Origin of the sequence: Microcoleus sp. PH2017_12_PCY_D_A (assembly GCF_020738565.1) — a bacterium.
In the GTDB taxonomy this organism is placed as follows: domain Bacteria; phylum Cyanobacteriota; class Cyanobacteriia; order Cyanobacteriales; family Microcoleaceae; genus Microcoleus.
The window spans coordinates 17,433-32,438 of sequence record NZ_JAEQCI010000038.1 but is presented as its reverse complement, the minus strand read 5'-3'; the positions used below and the strand labels follow the sequence as shown (position 1 = coordinate 32,438).

The following is a 15,006-nucleotide window of genomic DNA, read 5'->3' as shown; positions in this document are numbered from 1 at the left end:
CTGTTTGTAGTGCGGACTTCAGTCCGTTAGATCGAAATTTTTGCCCAATGCGGACTAAAGTCCTCACTACAAACCTCAATTATCTGTTTGTAGCGCGGACTTCAGTCCGTTCTGAGAAATTTTGACCCAATGCGGACTAAAGTCCTCACTACAAACCTTATAAATTCTACCATCGATAATACCGATAAGGATCGTCCCCATTCTCAAAATCCGTCTTGTAATCCGGGTGATAAAACTCCTGGCTCGAACCGTTAAATACAGCACCATCCGCCCTAAAACTCGCCCCTAAATTAGCCAAAATCTGAGCATTTGCCCGAGTTTGCCGCCAGCGAGTAAAACGCAAATAAGTCTTAGCATCAGCATTCAAACTATCCGGGTCAATTTGAGAGAAAATCGCCACCCCCTTACCTACAGCAACCCGGCTTAACAAACCGTCAGCACCGATTTCTCCCCCAGACTTAATCAACCAAGTATCATAAAAAGAGCGCGATCGCAAATCCGAACCGCTAAGCCCCTTCACCTCATCCCAACCCGGCACCGCCAGCGAACCTCCGAAATCCTTCGCCTGCTGCAAACCCACGCCTAAACCCGCAACAGGTACTTGACGCGGCAAGAAAAACGCATTCCCCCCACCATTCAAATAAGCGCGCAAATCTGCATCTTTCAGATTCGCTTCGGCACCCACAACCGCCAAACCAACATCCTGAGAAAGCACACTAGCCCGCTGATAAATTACCCCCAAACTGTCCAACTTCTTGGCATCCTTGTCTCCCCCAATTAAAACCACTTTATTCGGCTTTCCAACCACCGGAGAATTCATCCCGTAACTCACAATTTGTTGGACTAACTGCGCCGCCCCACCATCTACAGAATAATGGTCTTCCACATCCAACTCGTTTAAAATCAGTCGCCCTTTTCCATAATCCAATTCCATCAGCGGCGAATAAGCTAAATCAAACTCAGATTCCAAAATTGGCCGCCAACCGCTGCGGTGCGGCTTCTCCATTGAAGCGCTGCTGACTGCGCCGCGATTTCCCCAATGCCAGCCGTACCAAGGCATATTTGCCGGACTCAATCTTGACCCAGTTTGAGTTGTATCTGGATAAGCTTCAACCAGCGTGCTTTCCCCCATCCAATCCCGCAAATCTTCACCGTCTAAACCGCTAATTGCTGGATGGTTGCTATCTACTGGATAGGCGCGGCGGCTGACGTGTTCGGCCACCCGCAAACCCATGTTTTTTAGCCATTCCCGGCGCTGAGCAAATACCATTGCTTTGCCGCCGTTTCGCACGAAATTTTCTAAATTTCCGGGAAAATTTTGCCCGCTAGAAAAGGCTTCCCGACCGATAATTAATAGCGATGAAACTTGGGAACCGTTCCAAGGCACCAGACTATAACCTAGCTGCTTTAACATGGCTGATGTTTTGCCAACAGGATCGAAGATTGTCAGCGTATCCTTGATTTTGGCTTGATTGGCAAATACCCGGAAAGCAAATGTATCGGAATGCGGCCGATCGCCAATTCGTGCAGTTAAACTAATTTCGCCGTCAGCTTTGCTAGAAATTGTATTTGGCAATTTCACGTCAATTGGGAAAAATAGCGTGCCTGCCGTCTCAATTTTCCCCTTCTTCTCGCCAGTGCCGACCTCTTCTCCCCCGACCATAACTCGCCAATTTAATGCAAAATCCTGCGACCCTCTGGTATCGTTAATTAATACTATTTGCTTAGCCAATTTTCCGCCTGCAAAAAAGCTGCGATCTTTCGCAGCAAAAGCCTGATTAGAACCAGCAATCCAAGCCAAAGTCGGGCCGTTATTATTGATAATTGCCTCCCCTGCCGGATAAATTTTGTAAGCTTCGGGCTGCAAATGATTCATCAGATTCTTCGACACTTGCTTCAAATAAACGCCCCGGCGACCCGATTGAAATCCCCCAATATCCACCTTAGTTCTGCCAGCATCCGAAACATCCCAACCGTGTCCTTGCTGCCAAGGAATCATCCCTCCAGACATTCCAAAAGTCCGCCAAGTCCGCCAAGTATTTGTACTAAATAACTGCTGCAACTTTTGAAAAGCTGGGGCAAAATCTAAATCCTTGCTCATATGCCAGCTTTTATACTGCATATCCTTGACAAATTGCTCGCGAACTTTATTTCTATAACCCGGAGTTTCTAACTCGTAAGCCTGTTTTCCCAAGTAAATTGCTGCAAATTCAGTCATCCAAGGTTCGCTAACAATCACTTTATCAAAACCTTGGCGGTTTCGCATCATTGTCGCGTGCAGGGGCGTGCCAAATTCTACCACCATATAGGGCATTTCTCCGGTTTTGCTCCACTCGGAAATCCACTCTTCCCTTTCTTGCAACGGTATCACATTTAAATAAGAGTTCAGCGAATAAACATCGCCAAAAGTGCCGCCTTGATGTACCATTACAGGTCTGGTTGGGTCTACGGATTTCATAGCAGCAAAAGCTTCATTTCCTAAGGGAGTTTTTGCCCGCAACCGTTGGTCTTCCACGGGGCCGATTGTTCCTTCTACTGTTTTCTTGCCGATGCGGCGGGGATTTTGGTCGTCGCCGTTGCCGAAATAATTGGGACTTGTCGCCCACATTAATACTGAGGGATGATTGCGGTAGCGGCGCATTTCTGCTGTCATTCGTGCTTTCCAGCGATCGATAATTTGGCGGTTATTCCACTGTTCGCTCCAAGCTATGGGGGTAATATCTAATGCGGGAGCCATAATTGGAAAACCTTTGAGATCTGCGCGTTCTGAAAATAGTTCTCGGAAGTGCCATCTACCCCGTTCGTCGTGATTCCAAGGCCAGATTTCTGCTATATTGAAACCGGCTTTGACATAGGCGTCTATTAAACTGTCTGAAACTTCTATTGTGCCGCCTTCCCAAGTGTCGGAATGCAAGGTTGGGCGGAGGCGAAATTCGGTGCCATTTAAGAAAAACTTGCGCCCTTCTACCCAAAATTCTCGGAAGCCGAAGGGTTGGTTGTATTGCGTTTTTACGCCGCTGCCTGTTACTTCTAGTTGCAGGGTGTAGAGGTTGGGTTTGCCGGCATCCCAAAGGCGGGGATTTTGCCAATCCCATTGGACTTTTACTGTTTGAATTGGTTTGGCTTGAACAGTGGCACTGCCTGTAAATTTTTGTTCGACTTTGCCTTTTTCGTCGAGCATTTGCGCTACAAGCTGAACTTGACCGTTTTGGGTAATGTCTTTGAGTTCTACATCTAATTTAATTTGTTTCTTTCTGGTGGAAGTTTGGACGTATACGTCGCTAATTAGCGGGCCTGGGGGAAGGCTCAAAACTCTGACTTCGCCGATGATTCCCCGCGATTGCAAGTTGGATTTTGTGGTGTAGATTTCTGTAGGACTCATAATCACGGCTTTGTCTTTTTCGTCGGAGACTGCCGCGACTAAAATAGATATTGTATTTTGACCGGGTTTGGCTACTTTGGTAATTTCAACATTGCCGTAGGGCCATTCGATTTGACCGCAGTTAATGCCGTTGACAAAGATAATTGCATCGGTGCTGACTCGGGCTAAGTCGATAAAAATTCGGCTGTTTTTCCAGTCGCCGGGAATGTCTATTTTTTTCTGATACCAAGCTTTTGATAGTTGTTTGCTGTTGAAGTTTTCCCAGTCTTTGCCGGTGCCGCGAGTGATGATTCCGGGTATGAATTCGTTTTTTTCTTCTTGCCAGTCTCCGGGTACTTGGATGGAGCCCCAATTGGGGGAGGCGGGGGGATTTTGGGGGTTGCCTGTGGCGGGGACAAATTGCCAGGTGCCGTTGAGATAGATTTGGTTGCGCTGGTTGTCGATCGCGCTGGCGGTAGCTGGGGTAAGATTGGGAAAGCCGATCGACATTACGGACTTGCTGACCGAGTAGGGATTTTGCAGGGCGTAACCGATGAATCCGAAGACGATGGCGGCTGCGAAAAATAATCCGATAATTTTTGCCAGCTTGTGATTCATCCTAAGTTGCTCCCTGAAATCAGCTTATCCAGTTTGTCGCTTCATTTATCATAAGCTGCTGCGTGCATCAATTGCTTGGTTTAGACGAGTGGAGAAAGGGGAGAGGGGGAGAGGGGGAGATGGGGAGATGTGGAAGAGGGGGAGAGGGGGAGAGTGGGAGAGGGGGAGAGGGGGGAGAGTGGGAGCATTTTTCTTATTCCCTTTGACTAATGACTAATGACTAATGACTACTGACTACTGACTACTGAGGGCGGGCACGCACCATCCACCGCCCCTACCTACTGACTAATGACTAATGACTAATGACTAATGACTAATGACTAATGACTAATGACTTCGGCAAATCTGTCTGTGGGAAGATGGCAGGGTTCCCACAAATGTGGTTTGGTATAGAAAAAACACCTAATTAGTTTTAACAGTGTTGTTTTAGAGGCCCAAAAAGAAATAGTGCGATCGCGCCATCGCTACAGGTTAAAAAAAATGAGTCGGTTTCAGGTCTTGCCCTTACCCATTAAATCTTATAACATTGCTACATTTAGCGCAGGCACGGCCTTACTGCTGACAACTCTGTTACTATTTGCACTCCAGGCAACTGCTGCAATCTTACTTTTTGCCGCTGCCATGGTTGGCGCTTGGTATTTTGGCTTAAAGTCAGCAGAAAAAGAACTAGAAATAGAACGCCAGATTATTTCAAAAGTAATTGACACGACGGCTTGCTTAATTGTAGTTCTCGACAGCCAAGGACGGATTGTCCGCTTCAACGAAGCTTGCGAAAAAACCACAGGCTACTCGGTAGCAGAAGTTCTGGATAAATATGTTTGGGATCTGTTCTTGATTCCCGAAGAAGTTGAGCCAGTTCAAACAGTTTTTTCTAACCTCAATACCGAAGTTGTTTACACCGAATATCAAAACTATTGGCGCACTAAAAATGGTGATAAGCGCTTCATTTCTTGGTCGAATACTGTGATGCTGGGTGGCGATGGTTTGGTAGAATATGTGATAGCAAGTGGCATCGATATTACCGATCGCAAATCAGCAGAAATAGCCCTAGCTTCATCCTACGCCCAGCTAGAAACCCGCGTCAAACAGCGCACGGCTGAGCTAACAGTAGCTAAAGAAGCGCTGCAAGCTCAAGAAGAACGATTTCGCTGTTTGAGTTCCTGTTCGCCGATGGGAATTTTTATGGCAGATTTCGAGGGGCGCTACACCTATGCAAACCCTCGCACTCAGGCGATTTGCGGCTTGAGTTTGGCAGAACTTTTAGGAGAAGGTTGGGAGAATTGCATTCACCCGGAAGACCGATCGCGCGTATTGAGCCAATGGCTGGATTATACTCGGGAAGCTGGGGAATATGCGATCGAGTATCGCCTGCAAACAGCAGACGGGATTGTCCGCTGGATTAACGTTTGTTGTGCGCCGATGTTCTCCGACTCCGGGGAACTCATCGGACACGTTGGTACGGTGCGAGATGTCACGGAAAGACAACAAACACAAGCAGCTTTGGCTAGCAGCGAACAGCAACTGAGAACGCTGCTAGAAAATACGCCCGATGTGATTATCCGCACCGACAAACAACAGCGTTATATTTATGTCAATCAAGCAGTTGCCAGAAGCCAAGGAAAACCAGTTTCATTCTTCCTCGGGAAAACCAGTCAAGACCTAGGAACGCCGCCGGAACTGTGCCAGGTGTGGGATGAAACCCTGCGAAAAGTGTTAGAAACAGGTCGAGAAGAAATCATCGAATTTCAGGCTTATTCAACCGACGGTATCAGAAGTTATCAATCTCGTGTAGTTCCTGAATTTGACAAAGACGGCGTACCAGAATCGGCTTTAATTGTCGCCCGCGATATCACAGAACTCAAACTTGCAGAAACTCAAAGATTGCAGTTGACAATCGAGCAAGCAGCCCGGGAAAAAGCCCAAATAGAACAGCAGCGATCGGCATTTTTAGCAGAAGTTAGCATTTTGCTGGCTGATGCGTTTGACGGGGAAACGGTGCTGCAAAAAGTAGCAGAATTAGCAGTAAATTCCGTTGCTGACGGGTGCTACATTGATTTGACCGAAACCGACTCAAAAGTGCGCCGAGTCGCTGTAGCTCACGCAGAAGCCTCTACGGTTGATACGATTAATAACTTGAGAATCCGCAGCCCCTTAGCCGACAATGCTGTTAACGGCTATCCGCTGGTAATTTGCAGCGGAAAATCCGAGCTAATTGCCGAAGTGGATGAGGAAATTTTAGCAGCAGCAGCCGAAAATGCTGCTGAAATGGAAATACTGCGTGAAGCGAAGCTATCCCGTAGGGAATCGCTCAATATTGGATCTCACGCTTGCGTACCGCTGAAAGCGCGCGGGCGGGTAATGGGTGCGATCGCTTGCTTTACCTCAAAGTTGGGGCGCCGCTACAGCGCCGAAGACATGGCAATGCTAGAAGATTTAGCATACCGCGTGGCGATCGCCCTGGACAACGCCAGACTTTATGCAGAAGCGCAGCAAGCACTATCACAAACAGCTCAATCCTTTGCCTTAATTGACTCGCTCCTAGAAGCATCTCCCCTAGCGATTTGTTTTCTCGATCGCGAAATGCGTTTTATCCGCATCAATCAAGTATTAGCAGAACTCAACGGTTTACCGGCCGAACAGCATATCGGTCAAGACTACCGCCAATTGTTGCCAGAATCAGCCGCCCAAACTTGTTTATTTATTGAGCAAGTTCTAGAAACTGGCGAGCCTGTTTTAAACGTAGAAATCAGCGGCGAACATCCTGGAAAACCGGGAGCTTTCGGCTACTGGCTCGCCAACTACTACGCGGTGAAAAATGAAAGGGGAGAAATCATCGGAGCAGGCTTAATTCTCGCAGATGTTACCGCAGCCAAACAAACAGAATTAGCGTTGCGGGAAAGCGAAATGCGTTTCCGCAGCGTGGTAGATTCTAATATGATCGGCATCGGTTTCTGGGATGGGGGCGGCGCAATTACTGAAGCTAACGACGCCTTGCTGGAAATGATCGGATGTACGACGGAAGACTTAGTTTCCGGACAAATCCGCTGGGTCGATATCACGCCGCCGGAATACGCAGAACTCGATCGCAGCGCCATCGCCCAAATCGCAGAATTCGGAAGTTGCACGCCTTATGAAAAAGAATACATCCGCTCTGACGGCTCGCGCTTCCCGATATTAATCGGCGCCGGAAACTTGCAAGGATGCACAGACAAAGGAGCATTTTTCGTACTCGATATCACCGATCGCAAACAAGCTCAAAACCAGATCCGAGAAAACGAAATTCGCATCCGCCGCCAACTAGCAGAACTCGACTTAGTTTACAACACCACACCAGTCGGGCTGTCCTTTGTCGATACCAATTTGCGCTACGTCCGCATGAACGAATGCCTCGCTGCGATCAACGGCCGCACGATCGCCGATCACATCGGGCGCACAGTCAGAGAAGCGATTCCAGAAATCGCCGATATGGTAGAGCCGATTTACCGCCAAGTGCTGGCGGCGCAAACCCCCGTGCTCGACTTGGAAATTAAGGCTGCAACCCTCCAGCAGCCGGGAGTTGTGCGGGATTGGCAAGTCAGCTTTTACCCCGTGATCGATGAATCGGGAACGCTGTTGGGAGTCAGCAGCGTAGTTGCCGAAATCACCGATCGCAAGCAAGCAAAACGGGTAATGCAGCAAAGCGAAGCCATATTCCGGCGTTTGTTTGAGTCCAATATTTTCGGAGTCGCGATCGGCGATTTTACCGGCCGCATCGCCTACGCCAACGACTGCCTGCTCAACATGGTCGGCTACACCCGCTCAGACGTGCTCTCGGGTCAAATGCGGTGGGACAGGATGACCCCCCCCGAATACCTCCACCTCGACGCCTTGGCGGCCGGGGAACTGCGGGCTACGGGAGTCGCAACTCCTTTCAAGAAAGAGTACATCCGCAAAGATGGCAGCCGCGTCCCGATTTTGATGGGAGGGACGACTTTGTGTCCTGATAAGGGCGAACCGGAGACGATCGTCGGATTCTACATCGACTTGACCGAGATCGCGCGGGTGGAAGCAGAACTCAAAAACAATCAAGAACGCCTGCAAATCGCTCAGCAAGCAGGCAAAATCGGAACTTTTGAATGGAACGTCCAAACCGGCTCCGTCGCGTGTACGCCGGAGTTAGAGGCTTTGTACGGGCTGCAGGCCGGCGGTTTAAACAGCTATGAAACTTGGCTGGAAATGGTGCATCCAGACGATCGCGCTTTCACCGAACAGCAGGTGCAGGCGGCGGCGGCCTCCGGGGAGGAATTAAACATTGAGTACCGCATCTGCCGCCCGGACAAAAGCGCGGGCTGGATTGCTTGCAGGGCTAGGGTGTTTCAGGACGATCGCGGTTTGCCCCTGCGGGCGATCGGCGTGAACGTCGATATCAGCGATCGCAAACAAGCAGAGGAAGCCCGATCGCAAATCAATCAAACTTTAGAAGCCTTGATCCGGGCTTGTCCCCTAGCAATTACCGTTTTTAGCGCTGACGACGGGATTGTGAAAATGTGGAACCCAGCCGCAGAGAGGATTTTTGGCTGGTCAGAATCAGAGGCGGTAGGTCAATTCGTGCCCAGCGTTCCCCCAGACAAGCGGGAGGAATTCAGGGCGAAGTTGAAAGGAATTCGCGCCGGACACGCGATCGCCGGCATGGAAACCCAGCGCCAAAGGAAAGACGGCAGCTCGATCGACATCGGTTTGTGGGCAACTCCAGTCCGCGACGGCAATGGTAACATTAACTGTATGTCGATCGTCGCCGACATCAGCGATCGCAAGCAAGTCGAGGCAGAACTCGCTCAGTTGCTCGATCGCGAACAAGCCGCGCGGGCCGAAGCAGAAGCCATCAACCGCCAAAAAGACGAGTTTCTAGCCACTCTTTCCCACGAACTCCGCACGCCTTTAAACGCGATTCTGGGCTGGGCCCAGATGCTGCGCGGCCGCCCGTACACGGAAGATTCTTTAGCTTCGGGTTTGGAGGCGATCGAGCGTCAGTCTAGGGTGCAGGCGCAGCTAGTCGAAGATTTGCTCGACGTTTCCCGGATTATTCAAGGCAAGCTGGTTCTGAAACCCGGCTGGTTCGTCATGAGAAAGACGCTCGAAGTTGCTCTGGATTCAGTTTGTTTCGCCGCTCAGGCTAAGTCGGTGAATATTTCCTCGGAATTTGACCCCGCAGTCAGTTTGATGTGGGGAGACGCCCAGAGGTTGCAGCAGGTAGTGTCGAATTTGCTGACTAACGCCGTGAAGTTTACGCCTTCTGGGGGAACTGTGGAAGTGCGCTTGGAAGCGTTAGCTGTGGCTAATTCCCCATCACCTAATTTCGTGCAAATTACTGTTAGCGATACCGGCAAGGGCATTTCTGCTGAGTTTCTGCCCTACGTGTTCGATCGCTTCCGACAAGCAGATGGCTCCATTACTCGGGCTGACAGCGGTTTGGGACTGGGATTGGCGATCGTCCGCCACTTGGTGGAACTCCACGGCGGCACTGTACGCGCCGAAAGTCCGGGTAAAGACAAGGGTGCGACATTTACGGTAATGCTGCCCCTGAAACAGCGCCGGAGTCAGCAGCAGCAGTTGAGAGAGGAAAGGCAATTAGCGGCCGTGAGTCCGGGTAATTTGGCGGGTTTAAAAGTGTTGGTAGTTGATGACGAACCCGACAACCGCGACTTTTTGGTTGTGGCGCTGCAACAGTTGGGGGCGACGGCGATGGCTGCTGCTTCAGCCGTCGAGGCGATCGACATTTTACAGCAGTCGCCGCCGGATATTTTAGTCAGCGATATCGGGATGCCAATTGAGGATGGCTATTCGCTGATCCGCAAAGTGCGATCGTCGGAAGCTGACAAAATTAAGCGCTTGCCGGCGGTGGCCCTGACAGCTTATGCTAGCGAACAAGACCGGCATCGGGCGATCGAGGCCGGTTACGACGAACACTTAGCAAAGCCGATCGATTCTGCTCGATTCGCCACAGTTTTAGCTCAGTTAAAAACCTTACACTAACAGAAGGTACGTAGTTGCGCTTGAGCGCTTGAGCGCTCCTCCAGGTACGTAGTTGCGCTTGAGCGCTCCTCCAGGTACGTAGTTGCGCTTGAGCGCTCCTCCAGGTACGTAGTTGCGCTTGAGCGCTCTGAGCTTATATATAACCAAGAGCGCTTAAGCGCAACTACATACCTAAATCAAGAGCGCTTAAGCGCAACTACATACCTAAATCCAGAGCACTTAAGCGCAACTACATACCTAAATCAAGAGCGCTTAAGCGCAACTACATACCTAAATCCAGAGCGCTTAAGCGCAACTACATACCTAGAAATTAACCTCGCAGAAGACTGCAAAAGTTAAAATTCGATCGCCAGCCCAACTCCTCGATCGCGCCATGCCGATTTATCCCCTCAACCACCCAGCAGCCGAAATTTTCAGCAAACCTCGCCTGGGAACAGTTGTGATTGTTCCCTTTGTGTTGCTAACAGTCAGCGCCGTCGGGCTAGTCGGTTATCTTTCTTTCAAAAGCAGCCGGGAATCCGTCGAGGATCTAGCACAGCAGTTAATGGAACAAGTAGGAGAGCGAATTGGCGATCGGCTCACCAACTACCTCAACGCCCCCCAGAATGCCGTAGCAGCCAACCGTCTAGCAGTAGAACAAGGAATGCTGAACCTCAGCAACACTGAGCAACTGCGACAGCAACTTTGGCAGCAAATAATCTTCAACCCCGCTCTGCAATCGAGCTTTTTTGTCAATGAGCGAGGAGAACAAATTGGGTACGGGCGCCTGATGAGCGAGGAATTTGTGCAACAAGTCACAAAAGAGACAGGGGAGAAATTCTCAATCGGTACGCGTTTTTTTTGCAGTATGAAAAGTACCGACTTGGGTAAAATGAAATACTACTCGGTTGACTCCAAAGGCAATCCCCTAAAACTGCTCTATAGCATCCCTATGGATAACCGCGAAACAGTTTGGTTTCGCCAGGCCAAAGCCTCCAACAAACAAACTTGGTCGCCAATTGTTGTTTTCAACGTTATGCCGAAGTTAGGAATTGTTGCGGTGTCTCCCATCAAGGATGCTGCGGGCAAATGGCGGGGGGTTTTTACTTCAAATTATGGGCTGTCGGCAATTGGCAGTTTTCTCGATCGCCTCTACTTCCCTAAATCGGGACAGACCTTTATTATGGAGCGATCGGGCAATCTGGTTGCTACATCCACCCTAGAAACGCCCTTTGTCAAGCAAGGAAAACAGCCACCGACGCGATTGCTAGCCACCAATAGCCAGGATACCCGCACCCGAGACATTGCTCGGCAACTCACCAACCGCTTTGCCAACTTGAGTTCGCTGGATAGAGCTCAGCAATTTACCATGACGAGCAACGGATCTCGGCAGTTTGTCAGCGTCGCTCCTTATGGAGATGCCTATGGCTTGGATTGGTTGATTGTGGTGGTGGTGTCAGAGTCGGATTTTATGGCTCGCATTCAAGCGAATACCCGCAATACATTGTGGTTGTGTGCAGGTACGCTGGTGTTGGCGATCGCGATCGGATTTTTGACTGCCCGTTGGCTAACACAACGCATTTTGCGCTTGAATACCGCCGCCAAAAATTTAGGAAAAGGAGAATGGCATAGACCTTTAGAAATTAGACGCTTCGATGAACTCGGAGACCTCACCAATTCCTTCAATCTGATGGCAGAGCAACTGCAACAGGCTTTTTCCGAACAAAAATCTTTAACAGAAGCTTTAGCGCAAAGCGAGAGCCAACTCAAGCAATTTTTAGAAGCCATACCAGCCGGGATATCTATCCACGATGCCTCGGGTAAATTCGTCTACTTAAACGAAACTGCCAAGCGTTTGAGCGGCGTACAAAATATTCCCGATGCGACTTTAGAAAAAATGGCAGAAGTTTATCAAATCTACTACGAAAACCAGCTTTGTCCAACTGAAAAAATTCCGGCCTTCCGAGCGCTGCGGGGTGAAACGGTGCTTGTTGAGGATTTAGAAATTCATCGAGATGGGGAAATTATTAAGCTTGAGGTGCGCGCCACACCAGTTTTCGATGCAGGCGGCAAGATTATTTATGCCATCAATGCTTTTAGTGACATCTCAGGGCGCAAACAATCTGAAAAACTATTAACTGACTACAATAGCACTTTAGCCACCGAAGTTGCAGAACGTACTGCTGACCTAGCTCGTGCTAACGAACTATTACATGAGGAAGTCGCCGAACGCAAATTGATAGAACAAAAACTTGACAGTTCTACTCAAAGAATTCTAAAAATATTTGAGTCAATTGCAGATATTATACTAATTTTAGAATTGCCAGAAAAAACAATTCAAGTTATACCAACTAGGGGAATTTTTCAAGACTACACTCAGACAGAGCAGCTCGACTCTATCCTAGAACAAATTTTTAATGAGAGTTCCCAAGACATTTATTTCACTCAAGTTCGAGAGGCATTAGAAACCCAGCAAACTATAAATTTTGATTACAGGATGCAGATTAACAACCAAGAAGTTTGGTTTGCTGCTAAAATTTCGCCATTGTCCGATCGCTCTGTGGTTTGGGTAGCTCGCGACATTAGCGATCGCCAGTTGGCCGAAGCCCGACTGCTGGAAGCCCAAAAAATTGCCAGGATTGGCAGTTGGGAATACGATATAGGCCAAGCAACAAGCACTTGGAGTGAAGAACTCTATCGTATGTTCGAGATCGAACCGACTCAAAAACCCGTAGCAACCCCAGAATTAGTCGATCGTTTTCATCCCGAAGATCGATCGCCCTATCTAACAATGCTTCAGGAGCGATCGATCAGTAAAAAAAGCTTTGAACTCGCTCTGCGCCTGATCCGCAGAGATGGCTCGCTCACTTACATGGAAGTCAGAGGGAAACCCGTTTTTGATAAAAAAGGGCAGTTGCTCCGTTGGTTTGGCACTGTCTTGGATATTACCGCTTACAAACAAGCCGAGGCAGCTTTGCGAGAAAGCGCCCAGCGGGAACAAGCAATCGGGCGATCGATCGATCGCATCCGTCAGTCCTTAGATATTGATACCATATTCCAAACCACAACCTCAGAATTGCGAGAAACACTCAAATGCGATCGAGTCGCTATCTATCGTTTCAATCCAGATTGGAGTGGCGAATTTGTTGCCGAGTCAATGGGGGAGGGCTGGATATCTGTGATACAACAATTGGACAAACTTAATTTACCAAACAATCTCGCCACCGACTTTCGCTGTGCGGCGACAAACTTACAAGCCTGCGGTGAAGGAGTACGAGATACCTACCTACAAAAAAATCAAGGCGGTATCTACGAGATAGGTGTTTGTTACCGCATGGTTGAAGACATATACACTGCTGGATTTACTCCTTGTTACGTGGAAGTGTTAGAGCAATTTCAAGCCAGAGCCTACATTATTTGCCCCATATTCTGCGGCAGTCAACTTTGGGGTTTGCTCGCCAGCTATCAAAATTCTGGGCCCCGCACTTGGCGCGCAGCAGAAATCAATATCGCGCTGCAAATTAGCACTCAACTCGAAGTCGCCTTACAACAAGCTCAATTACTCGAAGCCACTCAACAGCAAGCCGTACAGCTCCAACAAGCCGCCTTAGCAGCAGAAGCTGCCAACCTCGCGAAAAGCACTTTTTTGGCCAACATGAGCCACGAATTACGTACCCCTCTCAACGCAATTCTGGGATTCTCCCAATTGATGCAGCGAGGGGCCAACCTCAACCGCGAACAACAGGAAAATATCGGCATCATCAACCGCAGCGGAGAACACTTGCTAACTCTGATCAATCAAATATTAGATTTAGCCAAAATAGAGGCGGGACGCATTACTCTCAACCCAACAGACTTTAAATTAAGCAGACTGCTAAACGAGGTGGAAGAGATGTTCCAACTCCAGGCGCGGGAGCAACAATTGGAGTTAATATTTAGCTGTTCTAGCGATATTCCCCAATACGTGCGTACCGATCAAGTTAAGTTGCGCCAAGTTTTAATCAATCTGCTTTCTAACGCCATTAAATTTACGAAAGATGGAGGAATTGCAGTAAGAGTAAGTTTGGTTAAGGAGCAGGAAAATCAGCAATTACCAATCAATTACAAATTACATTTTGAAATAGAAGATACAGGCTGCGGCATGGCTCCCGATGAGTTAGCTCGGCTTTTTCAAGCCTTTGTGCAAACCAAATCAGGGGAAAAATCGCAGCAGGGAACCGGTTTGGGGCTGGCCATCAGCCAACACTTTATTAAGCTGATGGGCGACATCATTACTGTACGCAGTAAAGTAGGACACGGTACCACCTTCGCCTTTAATCTCCCCGTCAGCGCGGTTGAGGCGGCGGCGATGGCACCCGTACAGCCGTCGCGTCGGGCGATCGCCCTAGAACCCAACCAACCGCGCTATCGTATATTGATTGTGGACGATCGCACTGACAACCGCCAACTGCTGTTCAAAATCCTCGCAGCCTTTGACTTCGAGCTCAAAGAAGCCAGTAATGGTGTAGAAGCCATTGAAGTGTGGGCGAGTTTTGAGCCGCACTTAATTTTTATGGATATGTGGATGCCCGTGATGGATGGAGGCGAAGCCACGCAACGCATTAAAGCCACCGTTAAAGGTGAAACTACCGTCATTATTGCCGTGAGTGCCGCTAACGCCGAGGAAGCGCGAAGCGTTACTGTATCAAATGATTGGGATGACTTTATCCACAAACCCTTTCGAGAGGCCGACATCTTTGCCACCCTCCACAAACATCTCGGAGTGCGTTACATTTACGATGAACCCGAGAGTGTGCCGGCGCCAACTCAAATCGAGCCTCCGACTCCAGAAAACGTTGCAGCTTTACCAGCGGATTGGCTGACAGCTTTAGAAAAAGCCACTATTGAGTGCGATTTAGAGCTGATTCTCAGTCAAATAGAGCAAATTCGCGATCGAAATAACTCATTAGCTAGCGCTCTCGCCGCCTTAGCTAACGAGTTTCAGTTCAATCAAATACTAGCTCTCATCCGTCCCTAAACCAAATAAAAATGATATT

3 protein-coding genes are annotated in these 15,006 nt (G+C 49.0%); 2 read left to right on the top strand and 1 reads right to left on the bottom strand.

Annotation, left to right across the window (positions count from 1 at the left end; all coding sequences use genetic code 11):
* Positions 1-166: 166 nt before the first annotated feature.
* Positions 167-3,979, bottom strand: coding sequence for a sugar-binding domain-containing protein (locus JGK39_RS11645; RefSeq protein ID WP_293296512.1), 3,813 nt, complete (start codon positions 3,977-3,979; stop codon positions 167-169).
* 480 nt (positions 3,980-4,459) lie between these two features.
* Between JGK39_RS11645 and JGK39_RS11640 the strand changes: the two genes are divergently transcribed.
* Complete coding sequence (locus tag JGK39_RS11640; protein ID WP_293251379.1) at positions 4,460-9,991, top strand: PAS domain S-box protein; 5,532 nt, start codon at positions 4,460-4,462, stop codon at positions 9,989-9,991.
* A gap of 373 nt (positions 9,992-10,364) precedes the next feature.
* Positions 10,365-14,987, top strand: coding sequence for an ATP-binding protein (locus JGK39_RS11635; protein ID WP_293251377.1), 4,623 nt, complete (start codon positions 10,365-10,367; stop codon positions 14,985-14,987).
* Positions 14,988-15,006 lie beyond the last annotated feature (19 nt).